Raw genomic sequence first — 19,512 nt, forward strand, 5'->3', positions numbered from 1 at the left:
GGTGCCTCGACCGGGCCCGGGCTGGCATCGTCCGCCTCGCCGGAGCAGCCCTGAGCCCCGGGGAGCCGCTTATTTGATGAGGCGGTAGCGGGCCATCATGCAGTCGTCCTCGTGGTCGAGGATGTGGCAGTGCCAGACGTAGCCCCGCAGGGCCTTTCCGTTCTGCGCGGCGAAGGCGGCGTCCGGGTCGAAGCCGAGTTCCGCTGCGGAGGGGAAGCGGACGAGCATGCGGGTGACCATGCCCCACGGGCAGCGCACGGTGTCCTTCAGCCCGGCCTCCCACGCTTGTGGGGGCTGCGCGGCACCCAGCAGGAAGGGGTCCGGTTTCGGTGCCCAGAAGATGCCTGTCCTGGGGCGGGGGTTGGCGCGCAGGTAGTTCTTGAGGTCGAAGGACTGGCGGTTGACGATGAGGGACTTGGCCAGGTGCAGGTGCATCGGGTGGTCCTGGAAGGAGGCGTTGACGATCTCCCACAGCTCTACGGTGCCCTGTTTCGGCATGAGGATCGGGTCGTCGTCGTAGGTGAGGTTGTCGAGCATCATGCTCGGCGGCCGGTTCTTGCCCCGCATCTGGGCGATGGAGACGACTCGGTGCCTGCTGGGGGCAGCCCAGGTGGGCAGGCTCGCCGGCTGGCGGGTTCCGCCGCGCAGCCGGGTGGGCGGGGCGGTCTTGTGGCCTGTGCCGCCAGTCCCGAGGAACCGGACGATGTACGGCAGGGGCCTGGCGCCGGTCACCGCGCGGACAGAGGGGGCCAGTTCCTGGTCGTTGGTCAGATCGACGTGGGCGCCGGCCACCAGACCGGAGAAGTCGACCACCAGGTCGAGGCGTTCGGCCGGGGACAGGCGCACCGAGGTGGTCCGGACCGGGGCGTCGAGCAGGCCGCCGTCGGTGCCGATCACCCAGAACGGCATTTTGTTGGTGAAGTACAGATGGTAGGCGCGGAGGTTGGAGGCGTTGAGGACGCGGAACCGGTAGAACCCCTTCGCGACCCGGCAGTAGGGGGAGACCACACCGTTGACCGTCATCCGGTCGCCGATCATGCCGCCGTCCCAGTGCCCTTGCGGTACCGAGCGCAGGGTGCGGAAGTTCAGCGAGCCGTCGGTGTGGAACCTGCGGTCGGCGAGGGTCAGCGGCACCTCGAACTCACCGCCCGGCAGACCCAGTGGGTTCGTGGCCGTGCCGGTGTCGTACTGGTCGCGCAGCAGGTATGAGCCGGCCAGTCCGGCGACCACGTTGAGCCGGGTGATGCCCATCGCGTGATCGTGGTACCAGAGGTGTGCGGCCTCCTGCCCGTTGGGATGGCGGTAGGTCATCGCGCCGCCCGGGAGGAAGGTCTGCTCGGGGTGGCCGTCCATGCCGGGTGGGGTGACAGCGCCGTGCAGGTGGACCGAGACCCTCGGTTTGGTGCGGTCCTGCTCGGTGGCGCCCTCCAGGGAGGGGTCGACGTCGGCGGCGAACAGGTGCCGCCCCAGCTGGTTGTTGAAGGCGAGCGCGATGGGCTGGTCGCGGTGGGCCTCGATGGTCGGTCCGAAATACTGCTGGCCACCGTAGGACCAGGTCGGCGCCATACCCAGATCACGGTGGAAGCGGTGCCGAGAGGGGGCCACCGAGAGCGTGCCGCTACCCCGCAACGTCGGCAGGACCGGCAGCTGGTCCACATAGGGCGTCAGCTCCGGCGACGGGAACGAGAGCTCTCCCGCTTGATCCCGTACGGCCAGGTCAGCGCCCCGGGCTGGAGCCGTACTGGTGGCGAGGGTCCCGGGGCCCAGGATGGTGGCCGCGAGCAGGGATCGGCGGGTCGGACCGTAGGGCATGGTGCTCCTCCTCGTGGGGACTCTTCCTCACCTTCGGCGCCTTGGTGCTGTGGCGTCGGCGCCCCGCCTTCCTTGTCATACGGACGGATGGCGGCCACTTGCCGGAACTGCACCCCGCCGGCTTCGCGGTCGGTGAAGAGCGCAGTCCCCTTGCGGTGTTGCCCCGTCTGCCTGCCCTGCCACCGCACACGGTCGAACGAGCACCGCAGGACCGTGACCCAGCGATACCGTTGGCAGAACCGGCGGGAGACCCGCCTCCTACGGTTTCGCCGCGGCGTGTCTGGCGCCGAGGGCGGTGTACAGGTCCGTCCAGCGCTGGTCGGTGCTGGTGGGTGGCTTGCCGTCGCAGAAGGCTTTGGCTCCGTTGGCCGTGTAGTAGCGCAGCATCTGCAGGACGGCGCCGGTCTCGGCCCTGGCGCCCGCGGCGTATCTGCTGCCGGGCGGCTGCCGCTGGTGGACGCGGCACGTGGGGGCGGGGTCAGTGGCCTGTACATCCAGTACCCCGCCGGCCGCGGCGCCGCATCCGCTCAGGACGAGGACGCCGAGCAGTGCGGCAGCGGGGGCGATCGGTCGGCGTGCCATGGGACCTCCCGGGTGCTACAGGACGGTTTGCAGGCTGCGCGCCATCATGCTTAGGCCGACGACGAGGACGAGTGCGGCGGTGAGCAGGGCGGTGTAGGGGGTGATGCGGCGCAGCCGCGCGAGCAGCGGGCGGTCGGCGAGGCGTCCGGCCCGGCTGCCGAGGCGGACCAGGAGCAGCCCGACGGCGGTGAGTGTTGCCGCCATGCCGAGACCGTAGGCCAGCACAAGTACGGCGCCGAAGACGGTTCGGCCCAGTGCGATCGCGCCGAGGAGGACGACGAGCGCGGAGGGGCTGGGGACGAGGCCGCCGGCGACGCCGAGACCGATCAGGCCGCGGGTGGGGAAGGGTCGGGCTTCGCCGTCGCCCGGCGGGTGGGTGTGGTGGTGGCCGAACGGCCCGTGGCGGTGGGGTTCGCTGTGTTCGTGGGTTCGGCGTTCCAAGCGGTCGCGGTGGTGAGAGTGGTCGTCCGCAGGGCTGTGTGCGTGCTCGTGCTCGGTCGCGGTCCGGTTCGCAGAGGAGCCCGGCCCACCGGTTCCGGAGGAAAGGCTTGCCGCGCCGACCAGGGCCACCGGGACCGGCTGTGCCAAGTCCTCGTCGGGCCCGGCTGCGGCCAACCGGGTCCGCCGGTGTGGGCGTCGCACGGTGTCGGCGAGCAGGACCGCCCCGACCACTGCCACCAGCGCACCGCTGACGACGCCGAGCCAGTTCAGTACCGCGTCGCCTGCCAGTGCGGAGAACATGGTGAGGCACATGCCGATCACGAGCACGCCGGCGGTGTGCGTGATGGTCACGGTGGCGCCGACGGTCACCGCGTCGCGGGTCCTGCCACGCCGCCCGGCGAGGTAGGCGGCCATGACTGTCTTGCCGTGGCCGGGAAGCAGTGCGTGGCCGGCGCCCAGGACGATCGAGAGCAGCACCGCGAGCAGTCCGACCAGAACGGTGAGGCGCCGGGCGCCGGCCAGCGAGGTCAGCTGCCGGGACAGGGCCTCGACCCGGCCGGTGAGACCGCCGTCGGCGCCCGGCCCGGCCATCGGGGCGGTGGCGCCGGACGCACCCTCGCCCGCGACCGCCGTGAACCGTGCTCGGGTGTCACCGCGCGGAGTGGCCAGCAGGTCACGGGGATAGTTGCGCAGCTCGTCGGTGACCGAGGACGCCGGCACGGTGGACTGCCGCAGGTGGGTACCCGCCCCCTTGGCGGTGATCTCGTTCCAGCCGACGCGGGTCGCGTCCACACCGGTGGCCACCTCCAGCGATACCGGTCCGCGCGCCAGTTCCAGCGGCGCGTGCAGACGGCACTCCAGCCGGCTGGTGCGCAGCCCCGCCTGGCCGGGCCGGTAGACGTAGGCGGCCGAATCCACCGTCAGGGCCAGGCGCCGGGGCGTGGTGACGGCCAGCCGGCGGGAGGTGTCGGCACAACGCGCCGCGGCCCACGCGGCGCGCTCGGCTGCGCTCTGGCCGCCGTCGTGGTCGGTGTCGACACTCGTGGCCGCCTGCAGCGTCGGAATCTCGGCGGTGTCGGTCACGGCGAGGACGTCGAGACGGCCGGAGCTGATCGTGAAGCCGGTGTAGTGGTTGATGGAGAAGTTACCGAGCGGATGGGCTTGGGCGGGGGGCGCCGCCGCGCAGGCCCATCCGAACAGCCAGAGGACGACACCCGCCACTGCTGCCGTACGCCGCACGGAGCGGGTGAATCCCATCAGATCCCTCCGCGCGAGGGTCGTGGCCGGTGCTGGTCCCGTCGGACGTCTCCGAACGGCATCCGAGGCGTATTCCGTCCTGACGACGGCACTGGTACCCGGTCGATCGCCGTGTCCGGCGACCGCAGGAGGGATCCCACCCGAGCGGCCCACCCCGGCCACCGAAACAGCCCACGGAGGACGGGTCCTGTGGGTAACGCCCGGCAGCTCGAGGAGGTTGCCGGGGATCTCGACGACCGATCGGGGCGTCGCTCGGGGAACAGCGTGAGCGGCGTCGTCGCCATCCCCCTCGCGGGTCCGGAGCGGTCGTCCCCGTTCGGCTCCACGGCGTTGCGAGCTTGACACCTCCGTGATGACTTATTCATAACTTAAGTCGCATTACGGATGAATCAACGAGAGCCTGCACCCGTTGGGGAAAGGGTCCGGAAGATCCGTTTGGGCTTCGAGTGTCCACCGCCGTCAGCCTGCCCCTCCCGCACCCGGAGGGCCCCGGCTCCCACCCGAAACGGATGGCCCATGCCCCGCACCCGCCCGCGCCGGAGATTCCCGGTCCTCCCGGCCGAACGCGTCCTCGCCACCACCGGCGTCCTCGCCCTGGTGTCCGCCGCAGCCCTCACCGGTCTGACGCCCGGCGTCAGCTCCGCCTCCAGCCACCGCGAGGCGCCGCTGATCGCGGGCGACCCGAAGGCCGACAACACCGACGTCTACGCCTTCACCAGCCCCGACAAGCCCGACACCGTGACGATGGTGGCGAACTGGATCCCCTTCGAGGAGCCCAACGGCGGCCCGAACTTCTACCCGTTCGCCAACGACGCCCACTACAACATCAAGATCGACAGCAACGGTGACGGCAAGGCCGACACCACCTACACCTGGTCCTTCACCGACCACATCCGCGACGCCGCCCACCAGTTCCTCTACAACACCGGCGTCGTCAACAACCTGGACGACACCACCCTGAACTTCCGCCAGACCTACGACCTCACGGTCACCGACGCCCACGGCGCCACCCGCACCCTGCTGAAGGACGCCCCCGCGGCCCCCTCCAACGTCGGCAAGGCGTCGATGCCGAACTACGCGTCGCTGCGCAAACAGGCAACCCTCTCGCTGCCCGGCGGCGGCCAGACACTGGCCGGGCAGACGTCGGACCCGTTCTTCGCGGACCTGCGGGTCTTCGACCTCCTCTACGGCGGCAACCTGTCGGAAACCGGCAACAACACCCTGGCCGGCTACAACGTCAACACCATCGCCCTCCAGGTTCCCAAGAAGGACCTCGCCCTGGGCGGCGACGCGACCCGCAACCCGGTGATCGGCGTGTGGTCCACCACCGACCGCCAGGGCGCGCAGGTCAGCTCCTCGATGAGCAAGGGCACCGAGGGGACCGGCTCCTACGGCAACGCGGGCCCGGCGGACGACGGGAAGGCGCCGGGCAGGGACGGGGCCGGCGGGGCCGGCTGGCACCAGGTCTCCCGCCTGGGCAACCCCCTGGTCAACGAGGTGGTCGTCCCGCTGAAGTACAAGGACGCCTTCAACACCCTCAGCCCCTACCAGGACCACACGGTCACGCCGGTGGTCAACGCGGTCAAGGACCCGATCCTGCCCAAGGTCGTACAGAGCATCTACGGCATCCCGGCCCCCGCGACCCCCCGCAACGACCTCGTGGAGATCTTCCTCACCGGGATCTGCAAGGCCTGCGGCCCGATCAACGCGGACCTCAACTCACAACTGCTGAACGGCGACGTGGACAAGAACGCGTTCACGCCGGGCGAGGAGCTGCGGCTGAACATGTCGGTGGCGCCCACCGCCAGCCCCAACCGCCTCGGCGTCCTCGGCGGCGACCTGGCCGGCTTCCCCAACGGCCGCCGCCTCACCGACGACGTCCTCGACATCGAACTGCAGGCCCTGGAAGGCGCCGCGCAGACCGGCAAGATCGTGCCCGCCCTCGCAGCAGGCGACGGCGTCAACGCCCCCTACCGCGCGCCCGGCGCGACATTCCCCTACGTGGCACTGCCCAGCAACATGTCGGTCAACCAGGCGTTCTCCGCGCAGCCCGACGGCGGCGTCGGAGCGGGCTTCGGCGGCACCGCCTTCGGCGGGCACTTCCCGGTGGTCGCGGTGACCGCTGTCGGTGGCGGGGTCCTGCTGGCCGGGGCGGGAGTCATCGCCCTGCGCCGACGGCGGACCGACCGGGTGTGACCGGCAACCCCACGGCAGGTCGCCCGCCCTCCGCACCGGAGGGCGGGCGACCGCGGCGCGTCCGCAGGCTCACCGCGGCCGCCGTCGTGGCCGGCCTGAGCCTGGCCGCCGCAGGTACCACCGCGCTGATCACCGACCGCTCCCGCCCGGTGGCACACATAGACATAGGGGCCCTGCCCGCCCCCGGAGCCGCCGGCGCCCAGCACCTCCCCGGCCGTAACGCTCCCGCTGCCCGCCCGGTTCGCATACGCATACCCGGCATCGGCGTGGACCGCTCCCTGGCCGACCTGGGTGTCCAGTCGGACGGCCACCTCGCCGCACCCGAGGACCCCGAACAGGTCGGCTGGTGGAGCGACGGCCCACGCCCCGGCGACGCGGGCGCCGCGGTCATCGTCGGCCACGTCGACTCGCTCACCGGCCCGGCCGCGTTCTACGGCATATCCGCGCTCCGTCCGGGTGACTCCATAACCGTCGACCGCGCCGACCACTCCCACCTCGACTTCACCGTCCAGGCCCTGCGCCAGTACAAGAAGGACGACTTCCCCGACAACGAGGTGTACGCGACCACCGGCCCGCCGGAGCTGCGCCTGATCACCTGCGGCGGCCCCTACGACCCGGCCGAGGGCGGCTACCTCGACAACGTGGTCGTCTACGCCACGCTCGCCGCGCCGAGCCCACCCCACTCGTCCCCATCGCCTCCACATACCCCACCCCGGAGCGGGAATTGACCAGATCCACCAGGTCCCTCAGCCGGCGCCCGACGCGCCGACGCATCATGCTGTCCGCCGCCGTCACCACCGTTCTCGGCGTCGGACTGTTCCTCGCCGGGGGACTCGGCCTGTCCCCCTGGCCCGCAGCACCCACCGACCCCGGCTCCGCCCCGCCCGCACAGGCCGGCAGCCCCGCAGCCGGAGCCGACCCGCTCGCCGCCGACATCACCCGCCTCCAGACGAAGGCCCAGCAGAACCCCCACGACGAGGTCACCCTGGCCACCCTCGGACTCGACTACGTCCAGCAGGCCAAATCCACCGCCGACCCGTCGTACTACCCCAAGGCCGAAGCCGTCCTCAAGCGCTCACTGGCCCTCCGGACCACCGACAACTTCACCGCGATGGGCGGCATGGCCGCCCTGGAAGCCGGCCGCCACCAGTTCGCCCAGGCACTGGACTGGGCTCGCAAAGCCGTAGCCGTCAACCCGTACAACTCCGCCCTGTACGGAACCCTCGCCGACGCCTACACCCAACTCGGCCGCTACTCCGAGGCCGCCGACGCCGTCCAGCGCATGGTCGACCTCCGCCCCGGATCACCGTCCCTGTCCCGGGCCTCCTACGTCGCCGAACTACGCGGAGACATCACAGGCGCCCGCACCGACATGCGCCGCGCCCTCAATGACGCCGCCGGACCTGCCGACGCGGCCTTCGCCCACTACTACCTCGGCGAACTCGCCTTCAACAACGGCGACCCCGCCGCCGAACTCACCGAAGCCGAGGCCGGACTGCGCACTGCCCCCACCTACACGTCCCTGCTTCAGGCCAAGGCCCACGCCGAAGCCGCCCTCGGGAACACCACCGCAGCCATCACCGACCTCGACCAGGCCGTGCAGCGCGTCCCCCAGCCCGAGTACGTCCTCCAACTCGGCGAGCTCTACCAGTCCCTCGGCCGCAACGAGCAAGCCGCCCAGCAGTACCAGGTCTTCCGCGCCGAACAGCAGCTCTTCGCCAGCAACGGCGTCGCCCTCGACTCCGACGCCGCCCTCTTCGAAGCCGACCACGGCAATGCCGAACAGGCCCTGGCCATCGCCCGCCAAGGCATCAAGACCAGGCCCTTCATGGACACCCACGACGCCCTGGCCTGGGCCCTCCACGCCAACGGCCAGAACCGCGACGCCCTCACCGAATCCGACCAGGCCCTCGCCCAGGGCACCCGCAACGCCCTGTTCCACTACCACCGCGCCATGATCCAGCAAGCCCTCGGGAACACCGCCGCGGCGAAAAACGACCTCACCGAGGCACTTGCCATCAACCCCCACTTCAGCCCCCTCCTCGCCCCCAAAGCACGCGCCGCTCTGTCCGCCCTGAGCGGAGCCGCATGAGGCGAGCGGATGGATCCACTGGTCCAGTCGAGTAATGCCTGGCGGGCTGACCCGGAAGTCCCGCTGCCAACGGGTGGTCTACGTCATCGGCGTGACCAGCCCCGCCTCCTTCGCGAAGATCGAGTACGCCAAGGACCTCAAGACCGCCCTGCAACTCGCCAACAACCCGGCCAACGGCGTCACCAAGCCCATCCCGACCACCATCTTCCTGTGGTTCCAGACCCTCCCCGGAACAGTCCCCAGCCACAGCTGACCGATGAACGGCCGCTCCGGCACAGCCCGGAGCGGCCACTGCACTGTTGTCCCCAGATCACCGCCTCCGGCAAGACCGGCGTCGCCCGCAGCCACACCGCGTAGGACCTCGGCTGCCACGCGGCTATGGCCTTCGGCATGGCCATCATGCTTGTCACGACGGCCGGAAACCGTGACGAGTGGGCGGTGCTCGACCAAGGAGTGACCGTACGGCGCGGCCAGGGCTGCACCCTGCGCGTCAGCGCCGTTCCTGCGCCGCCTCCGGTTGCGACAGCGGCTCCTCCGTCGGGCGCCCCCGGGAGATGGCGTCGCGGTCGGTGCGACGGGCCCAGAACAGTTTCTGGGCGAGCAGCGTGAGACTGCCGGCCACGATGATGCCGGCCAGGTTGAGCGCCAGCTGCCAACTGGAGGTGAGTGCCTCGTGCCAGGCGCCGTAGGACAGGGCAAGAGCGGCGTCGGCTGCGGCGGGCACGGTGGTCACCGAGATCGCCACGCCGACCAGCGCACCGGACTTGGCCGAGGTGAGGGAGAGCATGCCGGCGATGCCGGCGAGGAAGGCCACCACGAAGGAGTCGGCTGTCGGCTGCCAGATGAACTGCGTTGCCGGGTGGGGGGCGTCGAACCGCGCGTGGCTGAAGAGTCCGAGGACGTCCATGAGCGCGCTGAAGGCGCCGGTCGCCGCCATCGCCGCGGGGAAGCCGACCAGCAGGGCGGTCGACGAGCGGAGTATCAGCCGGTGTTGCCGCTGGATCAGGCCGGTGCAGAAGCCGGCCAGCGGTCCGAACTCCGGTCCCACCGCCATCGCGCCGACGATCAGGATGGCGCTGTCCAGCATCACCCCGTAGGCGGCGAGCATGGTGGCCAGCGTGAGGAAGGCGATGTAGGTGACGCTGAGGGTGGACTCCTCATGGGTCAGTTCCGTCATCGACGCCCAGAGCACGGCGTCCGCGCCGTCACCGGGGGCGGCCTCCTCCGCGGCGTCGGCGCGGCTGGACAGCAGGAGGTCGACGGAGTCGGCGGAGATCGATCCGCTTTGGTCGATGCCGAGTGCGCGTAGTTCGGCCAGCAGGGTGTCGGCGGCCTCGCGGGCGACGTCGGCGGTGACCAGATCTCCGACCGGATCGAGGGCGGCGCCCTTGATGACCGTCAGGTGGGTCGCTCCGACGGCAGCGGATATGCGCTTGGTCACCTCGTCGGTGAGGTCCGTCGGGACGATCAGCCGCAGATGGAGCACTGTGGGCCGCCTCCGGTGGTTGTGGTCGTGCCGGGCGCCCACCGTACGCGAGCGCCGGGCGTCCGAGCCTACGCAACCAGGATCCCTGCGGGCATCGCGCCTTGGAGCGCGGCTGGTGCGCGTCGGCCTCGCGGTCCGGACCAGCCTGCGTCAGTCTCCCCGATGGGCTCCGGCCTCGACGTGTTCGATGCCGCTCGGCGCCCGGCTCGGGTCCAGCGGAGGTGGAGGGCTGCCGCGATGATCAGCGTGGCGAGCAGGGAGACCACCGGCCAGCCGCGCAGGAGGTTGATGACCGAGGTGAAGGCCACTGCGACAGCCGCGATCCCATTGCTGGGTGTCAGGGCGGTTTTGTGTTCGGTATAGGTGAAGCGGGTCACGGCGAACAGCAGCCGGCCGCCGTGCCCGAACCAGGTCTGCGCCGCGACGAGGACCGGGAGCACCAGGGCCAGCGGGATGCGGAGCGCACGTCAAGCCGCCCGCCAGGGCGATGGCTGCGGTGGTCGCCGCGGAGATGGACAGGCCGATGGTCAGCACGAAGTCCACCACCAGGGCGCCGATCGGCAGGAAAGTCCAACCCGGACCGAACGCCCGGCCCGCCGCGGCGGCCGCGCCGCCTTCGGGAAGCGGCGCACCAACTGCCAGTGGTTCGCCGTCACCAGCACGAGCCCGACCACCACCGCCATGGTCGGCAGCGACAGCGCAAGATCCCCGTGCAGTGCCCGCAGGGCGGCCTCGATCGCGTAGGCGACGGACGAGACGGGGTCGGCGATCACCGCGAAGGCGAAGGCGAAGAAGAGCACGGACCGGCGCGGACCGGCCCCCGGGGCCGAGCGGGTCCGTGTGGCGCCGGGTCGCGCTTGCGGCTTCTCGGGAGAATTCATCGACGAGGCCTTCCGCGCCTGGTCAAGTCGCGGGCAGTCCCCTGGGCATTCGACGACTTCCGAAGCCAACGAGAGGCGACTCCGTAGGAAACGGGATGATCAGCGCCCTATCGCGGCGGCGCGCCTGCCAGGAGGACAGCGCCGTGATGACGAGGGCCCTTCCGCCGAGGCCGTGGCCATCGGCCGCCGTGCGTGGAATGGCGTCATCGTCGATGGGACTGAACGCGGCGGCGATTCACCGGCCGGCCAGGGCCGCACCATGGTTTAAATGGGACCCGGCAGGCGGCACGGGCCATATGCGAGGAGTGAGCACACATCCCCCATGACAGCCGGGACGCACGCGGGAACCGTCGCACCCCCTCGGTGGGCCGTTTTCACCCCGGGAAGGGAAAGTCTCCGGCGACGCCAGCGCGGCGGGAAGGAATCGGAGTGAGTCCCAGGCTGCGGACGGGGGTACGGCTGCTTGTCCTGTCCGCCTCCCTGCTCGTCGGAGTGGGCGCTGTCGGCCAGGCCGTGGGTTGGATGCTCTTGACCACGACGCTTGGTCCGACGGCATATCTTCTGCTGGCTCATCCGCAGACGGAAGCCGCCCAGATCCGCCGTTCCGTTCTCGGCCATGCCGGTGCCACCGTCTGCGGATTGGCGTGCCTGGCGGTTTTCGGACTCTGGCGGCATCCGTCGATCATCGAACAGCAGCACGACACCTGGCGGCAGATCGGCGCCCAGGCTCTGGCGGTCGGGCTCACGCTCCTCGTGCTTGTTCTCCTCAACGCCCACCATCCGCCGGCAGCGTCAACCGCGTTGCTCATTGCTTCAGGAGTGGCCCGCCCCGGGCCGCCTCTGTACGGCATGCTTACGGGTATCGCACTGATCATTGCCGCAGCCACCCTCTTGTCGCGTGTCTCGGCCACGGCCACTGGGCAGGATCGAGATGAGTAGGCGCCAGCGTGCTGTTCTGCCTGGACCAGGCCGCCGAGACGGTCGTCGGGGTTGGCAACACGAAGCAGCGGACGGGTACCGCACTTCACGCGAGGGCGAAGTAGCGCAGCCACAGGTAGAGCGCCGAGACGGCGATGGTGGCTGCGGTGACGATCAGGCCGTAGCGGGTGAACTGCCAGAAGGAGATGGGCTGGCGGGCTCGTTCGGCGATGCCGAGGACGACGACGTTGGCGGAGGCACCGATGGCGGTGGCGTTGCCGCCGAGGTCGGCTCCTGCGGTAAGAGCCCACCACATGACGTGGTCGGTGTCCCCGCCGACGTGGTGGACGAGGTCGGCGGTGACTGGAGCCATGGTGGCGACGTAGGGGATGTTGTCGATGACGCCGGACAGCACCCCGGACGCGCCGAGCATCAGCATGGACCCACCGAGTTCCCTGTCGCCGACCGCGCCGGCGAGAGCGTCGGAGACTCGGCTGATGACGCCGGTCTCGATGAGGCCGCCGATCATGACGAACAGTCCGGCGAAGAACGCCAGCGTGGGCCACTCGACTTCGGCGAGGACTTCGTTGGTGTCGGCCGCGGAGATCGCGACGAGCAGGCCCGCGCCGAGCAGGGCGACGATACTCGGGGCGAAGTCCAGCACGGGGTGCAGCACGAACCCGGCGATGACCAGAGCCAGGACGGTCAGGCCTTGGACGAGCATGCGGGGATCGCGGATGGCTTCGCGTTCGTCCAGCGCCATGATCTGCGCCGCACGCTCGGGGTCGTAGACGAAGGAGGCCCGGAACATGATCCGGGCCAGGGCTATCAGGACCAGGACGAGGACCGCGGCCAGCGGGGCGAGATGGACCAGGAAGTCGTTGAAGGTCAGGCCGGCCCGGCTGCCGATGATGATGTTCGGCGGGTCGCCGACCAGGGTGGCTGTGCCGCCGATGTTGGAGGCGAACACTTCCGCGATCAGGAACGGCGCCGCGGGCAGCGCCAGGCGTTCGCAGACCAGCAGCGTCACGGGGGCGACCAGCAGGACAGTGGTGACGTTGTCGAGCAGGGCCGAGGCGATCGCGGTGATGACGATGAGCATCACCATGACCCGGAAGGGTCGGGCCCGGGCCTTCTTCACCGCCCAGATCGCCAGGTACTCGAACAGTCCGGTGCGTTTCAGCACTCCGACGATCACCATCATGCCCATGAGCAGGAAGATGACGTTCCAGTCGATACCGGAGTCCACCGAGTAGAACGCGGAGGTGTCGTCGGTGGCGCCGATCAGCAGCATCAGGCCTGCCCCGCCAAGGGCGGCCGCGACGCGGTGCACCTTCTCGCTGATGATCAGGGTGTAGGTGCCGGCGAAGACGGCCACGGCCGCCCAGGCGTGCCAGTCGTTCATGTCACCTCAAGAAGTCGGTCCAGCGGGTGGGAGGCGGTGATGACGCCCAGCAGACGGTCACCGTCACGGCGGTCCACGACCGCGACCAAGGGGCTGCGTTCGCGGGCCATCAGCGCGGCCACCTCCAGCGCGGTGTCGTCGGCGTCGGCGACCGGGGGCTTCGTCCGTTCCCGCGGCAGGGATTCGGCCACGGTCCGGCCCGACAGGGCCTGGCAGAGCCGGTCGGCGCGCTGCTCGTCGATCACCGCGGCGAGCGCGGGGTCCTCGATGACGTAGGCGGGCACCAGCAGCTTCACGAGCCGGGAGGCGGGCAGCACCGCGTACGGTCCGCCGTCCGCGTCGACCACCAGAACCCCTGGCAGCCTTTGGACGGCCAGCATCCGAGCCGCCTCCAGGGCGTCACTGTCCAAGGTCACCGTGGGATACTCGGTGGCGAGTTCACGAGCGTGCATCGCCGGTCTCCTCCCTGCGGGCGGCGGGCATCGACACCCGGGCCTCCCCGGAAGTCTCACCCACGTCCAGACCGTCACCGCCGGCGTCCGTCTCCGGCTCAGCCGCGTCGGCGGTGAGCTTCTCGCGCTGGTTGATGCTTGTACCGGCCGGTGAGACCCGCAGCGACGCCGGACGTATCAGCACAATCGCAAGGACCACCGCTACGTAGCCGCCGACCGGCAGATCGCCGAACAGGCTGGGTGTGAGCAGGGATCGGAAGACCAGCAGCGCGGCGAACTTGCTCAGCTCGGCCAGGGACTCGCCCAGCGGCTCGAAGGCCGCTTTCGACTCCGGCGACACCGATGCCAGGACCGCCCCGGCGGAGAACGCCGCCAGATAGGGGTTGGCGTGAGTGAGCTAGCAGGTCGCGTACAGAATCACGCCGGTCGCCAGCGGCATCCCCACCCCCAAGGCCCGCACCGGGTTCCGCCAGGCGGACCTCAATGAGGGGAGGGAGACATGCATGCCATCGGTGAAAAGCACCGTGGACAAGGCCAGGTCCGCGGTGGTTGCCACGATTCCGCTGCAGGGGCCGATACAGAAGCACCGCCACCAGCAACGCCGCCCCGAAGACGGCTATGAGCACCAACACAAACGCCACCTGTCAGCGAAGAGAGTTCTCCCATATCGCCGACCAGGCTTCCCGGCACACCACAGGACAACTTACAGGGCCCACAAGCGATCTTGCCGAGGTTCAGGGGACTCGATGACGCCTCTCAGCGCTGCACAACGCGGGGGGACGCCGACCCGCGAAGCCCCTTTTGGACCGTGGTGCCGGGGACGGCACCACGGGTTCTAACGTCCGCTCGTGTCAGAGGGCGACGATTCCCTCGCCACCGACCGCGTTGGGCACGGTGACGGTACCCGCGGGGGTGAGTGATCCGTCGGCGCCGATGCGGAAGGCGTCGACCGCGCCGACCCCGCCGGTCTGGACGTAGAGGAAGTGGTCGTCAGGGGTGACGGCCGCGTCAACGGTGCCGGTTCCGGTCGGGGTGTTGCCCAGCGGCTCCAGGGACGCGCGGCGGGTCTGCCGGAATCCGGACAGGGTGTTGCTGCCGGCGTTGGAGGCGTAGAAGTGCCCGCCGGCGCGGACGACCCAGCAGGTGGCCTGCTGGCCGGTGGGAGCGTCGTCGAGCTGGACGATCCTGCCGTCGCGCTGGAGCCGGAAGGTCAGGACGCTGTTGTTGACGCCGTCGGTGATGACCAGGCGGCCCTGCCCGTCGAAGGTGAAGCCGAAGGGCTGCTTGCCCTCTTCGGTGGTGACCGTGGGGTGGGCCGCGGGGGCCCCGGCGGGGCTGAGGCCGAAGACCTCGATGCTGCTGCCACCCAGTTTCGTGGTGACCACGAGCTGGGTTCCGTCCGGGGTGAAGGACACCTGGGCGGGGGTGTGGGTGAATTCCGGTGCGGTCGTGGTGTCGAGGTGGAGCTTGCGGTTCCAGCCGGCGACGCGCTGCAGCCGCTTGTCCTTGGCGATCCGGTAGCCCTGGATGGAGCCGCCGTCACGGGCGTTGAGGACGTAGACCCGGTCCTTGTGGACGGTGACGCTGACCGGGAAGTTCCCGCCGGAGGTGATGACCTGCTCGCGGTGGAGCCGGTCGCCGTCGACGGAGAACACGGTGACGGTGTTGCTGCCCGCGTTGACCGCGAAGAGCAGGTGGTGGTCGCAGTCGTAGGTGAGGGAGTGCTGGGAGGCGAGGTGGTCGACGACCGAGCCGTCGAGGATGCCTCCGTTGCCTCCGGTGGGGAAGGTGCCCTGCTGGTCGAGGGAGCCGTCGGTGGCCCGGCGGTAGGCGACGATCTCGTTGCCGGCGGTGTTGTCGGTCTGGACGAACACCGGGCCGCGGGGGCCGGCCTCGGATCCGCCGGTTCGCGGGGCCGGCGAGGCGTTCGCGGACGCGGCCGGAATGGCGAATGCGGCCATGGAGGCCGCCACTGCGACGGCGGTCTTGGCGGTATGGGACAGCGTGGGCACGCGCTTCATCGTTCCCCTTCGGGCCGGCGGATAGGCGGAAGTGTTCGGTCGCCGCCCGACTCGTCCGGGCGATGCGCCGTTCGGTCGTCAGGATCAGGGAGGCGACGTCCATCTCCGTCGACCGACAGGCCCGGGAACCGCCGTTCGGGCGAGCCGCTCCGTCGAACGGCGGATCCGCATGCGGTGTCCTCGGCAAGGGGGCGCCGCTTCACTGCGGCGCCCCCTTTCATTCATGACCTCCAACGTGCGGTTCCGCCCGCCCCGGCCCTGCCGAGGGGGTCGGGGGGTCGGGGGGTCGGGGGGTCGGGGGGTCGGGGGGTCAGGGGGCGACGATGCCCTCGCCGCCGGCGGCGTTCGGCACCGTCACGGTGCCGGTCCTGGTCAGGGAGCCGTCGGAGTTGATCCGGAAGCTGTCGATGCCGCCGCCGGCACCGGTCTGGGCGTGGAGGAACTTCCCGTCGGAGGTGACCGCCGCGTCGACCGTGCCCGCCGCGGTGGCGGTGTTGCCGATGCCCGTGAGTGAGCCGTGCTGGTCCTCGCGCAGGCCGGTGAGGGTGCCGCTGCCGGCGTTGGAGGCGTAGAAGTGGTCGCCGGAGCCGATCACCCAGCAGGTGGCGGCCTGGCCGGTGGGGGCCTCGGAGACCTTGGTGAGCTTGGCGTCGCGGTCGAGGGTGAAGGTGGCCACGGAGTTGGTGGCGCTCTCGGTGACGACCACCCGGCCGGCGGCGTCGAAGGTGAAGCCGAACGGCCCCTGCCCGGGGGTGCTGGTCACCACGGGCTTGGCGGCGGGGCCGAGCAGGCCCAGCGGGAAGACGTCGATGCTGTTGCCGCTCTTGGTGGTGACGACGAGCTTGCCGCCGTCGGGGGTGACGCCCACCTGGCCGGGGGTGGTGCCCGAGGGGAGGCCGAGCCCGCGGTGCCAGGACGGCACCTTGACCAGCAGGCCCCCGACGCTCAGGTAGCCCTGGACGGAGCCGCCGCCATCGGCGTTCAGGACGTAGACGGCACTGCCGTGGACGGCCACGCTGACCGGGAAGCTGCCGCCGCAGGAGAGGGTCTGACGCCGGATGAGACGGTCGCCGTCCACCGAGAAGACGGTCAGGGTGTCGCTGCCCGCGTTCACCGCGAACAGCAGGTGGTGCGCGCGGTCGTAGGTCAGCGCGCCCTGGGAGGCCAGGTGGTCAGGGCCGGTGCCGGGCTGCTGGCCGCCGAGGCCGCCGGTGGGATACCTACCCGCCTGGACGAGCGAGCCGTCGGCGGACTGGTCGTAGGCGACGACGGAGTTGCCCTGGAGGTTGTCGGTCTGGACGAACACCGTCGAGCCGCCGTGCGGGGAGTGCGCGCTGGCCGGGCCGGCGAAGACCACGGCGGAGGCGAGGGCCGCGGTCAGGAGGCCCGCGGCGCGGAATGCGGTGGAGGTCATGATCGTCCCTTTCGGAAGGCGGATCCGGGGAGTCGGCGGCGGGCGCCGTTCCCCATCACCTCGTCTGCTGCCTGCCGGGGCCTCCCTCTTACATAACGCAACCCTTACGCCGGCCGCGCTCGCGCCGCCGACCGCCGACCGGCGTCACCGCCACCTGCGCTCGTTTCCGCAAGGCGGCCGCCGGACATGGGCGCTCACGCGCGGTGTCCGCGCCGGCGCCGGCGTTTCGCCTCGGAGATCTCGCCGGCGACGGGAAGCCAGTAGTAGACGATGAAGGCACCGATGGAGGCCAGGCCGAGCACCGGAATCACAGCACCGAGCGCGGTTCCGGCGGCGAGCCAGACAAGGGCGAGCCGGAAGCGCCGGGTGACGGCTGTCACCCCGGCGTCGTCGATGGTGTCGTTGAGCAGCCAGCGGTCGCGGCGGACCCACCACCAGATCGTGTTGAACAGCACGGCCAGGAGTTCGAAGGCCGCCCCGTGCAGGACGACCGCCGTGCGCTGCCCGTGTCCGTCCCGGAACGCCTCGGCCAGCACAGAGGCGGCGAACGGCAGGAACGCGATGTCCATCAGGACCAGGGTGTTCAGGAAGAGCACCACCCGGTCCGCGCTGCGGATATGGTCGAACATGATGTGGTGGTTGGCCCACACCTGCCCGATCAGCAGGAAGGTGAGGATGTAGGCCAGGTAGGACGGCCAGAGCCTGCCAAGGCCCTCCAGCAGGTGGCGGGTGTCCCGCGGCGGCCGGATCTCCAGGACCAGCAACGTGATGGAGATGGCGATCACACCGTCGCTGAACGCGAGCACCCGGGAGGGGTCGCGCTGCGCGCCGAACGACGTGGCCCTGCCCTCTGGCCCACCCGGTGCGTGAACAGGTTGTGTCATCACCCCAGCCTCTGGCACCGCACGCTCCCACCCGCGCAACCGGACAGCGTTTCCCCACAGACTCTCGCGCCCGGTGCCGTGCGGGTTCTCGACCCGTGCGCTGGTGCTGCCTACGGCTCGCATCCGCTGGCGCCTGACGGCGCTCAGGTGCAGTCCCGGACGTCCCAGATCCGACCGTTGTCGGGGCCGGTCAGCCGCCGCAGGAGTACGGCGGCGGAGTCCTCGGGGCTGATGAGGGCGCCCCGCTCGTGGTTGCGGAGGAAGTTCTGGTGGGTGGCGTCCCCCAGGCGGTCCTTGCCGTTGTCCCTGATCCACGCCTGCATGGCGGTGTCGACGGAGCCGGGACGGTAGACGTTGGCGGTGACCCCGCTGCCGTCGAGTTCGGCGGCCAGGTTGACGGTGTGGGCTTCGAGTGCGGCCTTGGTCGCGGCGTAGGAGTTGCCGCCGATCATGAATCCTGGGTTGGCCGCGATGCCGCTCGAGACGTTGACAACCCGACCCCAGCCGCGCGCGAGCATGCCCGGCAGCAGCGCGAACGCGAGGGTCGCGGGCACGGTCACGTTGAGCTGGAACGCCGCGTTCCATGCCGCGGTGCCCACCTGTGTGCTCGGCGCGAGCGGCTGCACGGTGGCGGCGTTGTTCACGAGGACGTCGATCGGACCCAGCGCCGCCTCGGCCCGGCTGACGACTTCGGCCACCGCGCCCGGGGAACCGAGATCGGCGGGAACAGCGACCGCCCGCCCGCCGCGTCCGCGCACCAGCTCGATCGTCTGCTCCAGCTCGTCCGCCGATCGGGCCACCAGCACCGACACCGCGCCGAGGTCTGCCAGGCCCAGCGCTATGGCGCGGCCGATCCCCCGACCGGCTCCGGTCACCACGGCCGTACGTCCTTCGAGACGCATGATCACTCCGTTCACCCGCATGGACAGCAATACCGCTCATTCGTGAGCGTCGACCGGGACCGGGGTCTTACCGGCTCACTGTCGGACGGGGCTGTCGTGCTGGGGTGCGCCTTCGACGACGGCCTGAGCCCGCTCGGGCCTCCCGGTCCGGCCGCCGGGGCGAATCTGAGCGCGCCTGGTAAGACGCGATCCGCCTCCTGCCGCTGACCTTCTGCGGACCCGATCCGGCCGCGCGCTCGACCCGAACGACAGGAGACCTGTGATGCCCGACCTGCTGCACCCCGGAGACACCTTCCCGGCCCTGACCGTCACATTTCCCGGTGGCTCAACGGCAGCTCTGCCCGATCTGCTGGAAGGACACTTCGGCGTCGTGCTCTTCTACCGCGGCTCGTGGTGCCCGTACTGCAAGGCACAACTCCTGGCCTTCCGGCGCGCCCAGGGCACCTTGGACGAGCTCGGCGTGAAGGTCGTCGCGCTCTCCGTGGACGACGAGGCAACCACCTCAGCCCTGGTGGACAGGTTCAAATTGACCTTCCCCGTGGGCCACAGCGCCGACGCCCGGGCCGTCGCGGATCTGACCGGGGCGTTCGTCAACCCCGAGCCCGAATACCTGCAGACGACCGGCTTCCTGCTCGACCCGCAGGGCCGGGTCGTCGTGGCCGTCTACTCCAACGGCGCCATCGGCAGTCTCGTACCCGAGGACGTTGCCGGGCTGGTCCGCTATGTGAAGGAGCACGCCGAGCAGTAGGCGAGACGGTGGATCCTCCGG

19 protein-coding genes are annotated in these 19,512 nt (G+C 70.5%); 6 read left to right on the forward strand and 13 right to left on the reverse strand.

Annotation, left to right across the window (positions count from 1 at the left end; all coding sequences use genetic code 11):
* Positions 1–69: 69 nt before the first annotated feature.
* The 3 genes from OG702_RS06355 to OG702_RS06365 form a co-directional block, all read right to left on the reverse strand.
* Positions 70–1,812 carry a multicopper oxidase family protein gene (locus OG702_RS06355; RefSeq protein WP_327287885.1) on the reverse strand — a complete coding sequence of 581 codons (1,743 nt, stop codon included), beginning with the start codon at positions 1,810–1,812 and terminating at the stop codon, positions 70–72.
* Positions 1,813–2,070: 258 nt separating this feature from the next.
* Positions 2,071–2,394 carry a hypothetical protein gene (locus tag OG702_RS06360; RefSeq protein ID WP_327287886.1) on the reverse strand — a complete coding sequence of 108 codons (324 nt, stop codon included), beginning with the start codon at positions 2,392–2,394 and terminating at the stop codon, positions 2,071–2,073.
* Positions 2,395–2,409: 15 nt separating this feature from the next.
* A complete protein-coding gene (locus OG702_RS06365; protein ID WP_327287887.1) occupies positions 2,410–4,092 on the reverse strand; it encodes a nickel/cobalt transporter in 1,683 nt (560 codons plus the stop codon).
* 516 nt (positions 4,093–4,608) lie between these two features.
* On the opposite strand from OG702_RS06365, the gene OG702_RS06370 reads away from it, so the two are divergent.
* The 4 genes from OG702_RS06370 to OG702_RS06385 are packed head-to-tail and all read left to right on the forward strand — an operon-like array spanning position 4,609 to position 8,633.
* A complete protein-coding gene (locus OG702_RS06370; protein WP_327287888.1) occupies positions 4,609–6,288 on the forward strand; it encodes a DUF4331 domain-containing protein in 1,680 nt (559 codons plus the stop codon).
* Complete coding sequence (locus OG702_RS06375) at positions 6,285–7,016, forward strand: class F sortase (protein ID WP_327287889.1); 732 nt, start codon at positions 6,285–6,287, stop codon at positions 7,014–7,016. The genes OG702_RS06370 and OG702_RS06375 overlap by 4 nt, the downstream gene beginning before the upstream one ends.
* Positions 7,013–8,380 (forward strand): tetratricopeptide repeat protein, encoded by a 1,368-nt coding sequence (locus OG702_RS06380; protein ID WP_327287890.1) that lies wholly within the window; start codon positions 7,013–7,015, stop codon positions 8,378–8,380. Before OG702_RS06375 ends, OG702_RS06380 begins: the two co-directional genes overlap by 4 nt.
* Before the next feature lie 34 nt (positions 8,381–8,414).
* Positions 8,415–8,633 carry a hypothetical protein gene (locus tag OG702_RS06385; protein ID WP_327287891.1) on the forward strand — a complete coding sequence of 73 codons (219 nt, stop codon included), beginning with the start codon at positions 8,415–8,417 and terminating at the stop codon, positions 8,631–8,633.
* A gap of 237 nt (positions 8,634–8,870) precedes the next feature.
* Here the strand turns inward: OG702_RS06385 and OG702_RS06390 are convergent, their stop codons facing one another.
* The 3 genes from OG702_RS06390 to OG702_RS06400 all read right to left on the reverse strand — a co-directional run bounded on the left by OG702_RS06390 (position 8,871) and on the right by OG702_RS06400 (position 10,666).
* Positions 8,871–9,866, reverse strand: a complete 996-nt coding sequence (locus OG702_RS06390; protein ID WP_327287892.1) for a DUF389 domain-containing protein — start codon at positions 9,864–9,866, stop codon at positions 8,871–8,873.
* Positions 9,867–9,934: 68 nt separating this feature from the next.
* Positions 9,935–10,306 (reverse strand): hypothetical protein, encoded by a 372-nt coding sequence (locus tag OG702_RS06395; protein ID WP_327287893.1) that lies wholly within the window; start codon positions 10,304–10,306, stop codon positions 9,935–9,937.
* An 87-nt stretch (positions 10,307–10,393) separates the two neighbouring features.
* A complete protein-coding gene (locus tag OG702_RS06400; RefSeq protein WP_327287894.1) occupies positions 10,394–10,666 on the reverse strand; it encodes a hypothetical protein in 273 nt (90 codons plus the stop codon).
* 510 nt (positions 10,667–11,176) lie between these two features.
* Here OG702_RS06400 and OG702_RS06405 point away from each other — a divergent pair.
* Complete coding sequence (locus OG702_RS06405; protein ID WP_442814315.1) at positions 11,177–11,686, forward strand: HPP family protein; 510 nt, start codon at positions 11,177–11,179, stop codon at positions 11,684–11,686.
* Positions 11,687–11,771: 85 nt separating this feature from the next.
* Here OG702_RS06405 and OG702_RS06410 read toward each other — a convergent pair whose 3' ends face one another.
* The 7 genes from OG702_RS06410 to OG702_RS06440 all read right to left on the reverse strand — a co-directional run bounded on the left by OG702_RS06410 (position 11,772) and on the right by OG702_RS06440 (position 18,743).
* A complete protein-coding gene (locus OG702_RS06410; protein ID WP_327287896.1) occupies positions 11,772–13,070 on the reverse strand; it encodes an ArsB/NhaD family transporter in 1,299 nt (432 codons plus the stop codon).
* A complete protein-coding gene (locus OG702_RS06415) occupies positions 13,067–13,522 on the reverse strand; it encodes a CBS domain-containing protein (RefSeq protein WP_327287897.1) in 456 nt (151 codons plus the stop codon). The genes OG702_RS06410 and OG702_RS06415 overlap by 4 nt, the downstream gene beginning before the upstream one ends.
* A complete protein-coding gene (locus OG702_RS35410) occupies positions 13,509–13,862 on the reverse strand; it encodes a hypothetical protein (protein ID WP_442814317.1) in 354 nt (117 codons plus the stop codon). The genes OG702_RS06415 and OG702_RS35410 overlap by 14 nt, the downstream gene beginning before the upstream one ends.
* 511 nt (positions 13,863–14,373) lie before the next feature.
* A complete protein-coding gene (locus OG702_RS06425) occupies positions 14,374–15,543 on the reverse strand; it encodes a lactonase family protein (protein ID WP_327287898.1) in 1,170 nt (389 codons plus the stop codon).
* Between the two features lie 310 nt (positions 15,544–15,853).
* A complete protein-coding gene (locus OG702_RS06430; protein ID WP_327287899.1) occupies positions 15,854–16,957 on the reverse strand; it encodes a lactonase family protein in 1,104 nt (367 codons plus the stop codon).
* A 194-nt stretch (positions 16,958–17,151) separates the two neighbouring features.
* Positions 17,152–17,841, reverse strand: a complete 690-nt coding sequence (locus OG702_RS06435; protein ID WP_327287900.1) for a TMEM175 family protein — start codon at positions 17,839–17,841, stop codon at positions 17,152–17,154.
* Between the two features lie 143 nt (positions 17,842–17,984).
* Positions 17,985–18,743: an SDR family NAD(P)-dependent oxidoreductase gene (locus OG702_RS06440; protein WP_327287901.1), complete on the reverse strand. Its 759-nt coding sequence runs from the start codon at positions 18,741–18,743 to the stop codon at positions 17,985–17,987.
* A 262-nt stretch (positions 18,744–19,005) separates the two neighbouring features.
* Between OG702_RS06440 and OG702_RS06445 the strand changes: the two genes are divergently transcribed.
* Positions 19,006–19,491 (forward strand): peroxiredoxin family protein, encoded by a 486-nt coding sequence (locus OG702_RS06445; protein ID WP_327287902.1) that lies wholly within the window; start codon positions 19,006–19,008, stop codon positions 19,489–19,491.
* The last annotated feature ends 21 nt before the right edge of the window (positions 19,492–19,512 follow it).

The organism is Streptomyces sp. NBC_01198 (assembly GCF_036010485.1).
In the GTDB taxonomy this organism is placed as follows: Bacteria; Actinomycetota; Actinomycetes; order Streptomycetales; family Streptomycetaceae; genus Actinacidiphila.

Excerpts from the sequence above, each read along its gene's own strand:
- OG702_RS06425 (WP_327287898.1), bottom strand. The coding sequence starts at position 15,543 with ATGAAGCGCGTGCCCACGCTGTCCCATACCGCCAAGACCGCCGTCGCA.
- OG702_RS06370 (WP_327287888.1), top strand. The coding sequence starts at position 4,609 with ATGCCCCGCACCCGCCCGCGCCGGAGATTCCCGGTCCTCCCGGCCGAA.
- OG702_RS06445 (WP_327287902.1), top strand. The coding sequence starts at position 19,006 with ATGCCCGACCTGCTGCACCCCGGAGACACCTTCCCGGCCCTGACCGTC.
- OG702_RS06415 (WP_327287897.1), bottom strand. The coding sequence starts at position 13,522 with ATGCACGCTCGTGAACTCGCCACCGAGTATCCCACGGTGACCTTGGAC.
- OG702_RS06385 (WP_327287891.1), top strand. The coding sequence starts at position 8,415 with ATGCCTGGCGGGCTGACCCGGAAGTCCCGCTGCCAACGGGTGGTCTAC.
- OG702_RS06435 (WP_327287900.1), bottom strand. The coding sequence starts at position 17,841 with ATGACACAACCTGTTCACGCACCGGGTGGGCCAGAGGGCAGGGCCACG.
- OG702_RS06430 (WP_327287899.1), bottom strand. The coding sequence starts at position 16,957 with ATGACCTCCACCGCATTCCGCGCCGCGGGCCTCCTGACCGCGGCCCTC.
- OG702_RS06410 (WP_327287896.1), bottom strand. The coding sequence starts at position 13,070 with ATGAACGACTGGCACGCCTGGGCGGCCGTGGCCGTCTTCGCCGGCACC.
- OG702_RS06360 (WP_327287886.1), bottom strand. The coding sequence starts at position 2,394 with ATGGCACGCCGACCGATCGCCCCCGCTGCCGCACTGCTCGGCGTCCTC.
- OG702_RS06440 (WP_327287901.1), bottom strand. The coding sequence starts at position 18,743 with ATGCGTCTCGAAGGACGTACGGCCGTGGTGACCGGAGCCGGTCGGGGG.
- OG702_RS06365 (WP_327287887.1), bottom strand. The coding sequence starts at position 4,092 with ATGGGATTCACCCGCTCCGTGCGGCGTACGGCAGCAGTGGCGGGTGTC.
- OG702_RS06355 (WP_327287885.1), bottom strand. The coding sequence starts at position 1,812 with ATGCCCTACGGTCCGACCCGCCGATCCCTGCTCGCGGCCACCATCCTG.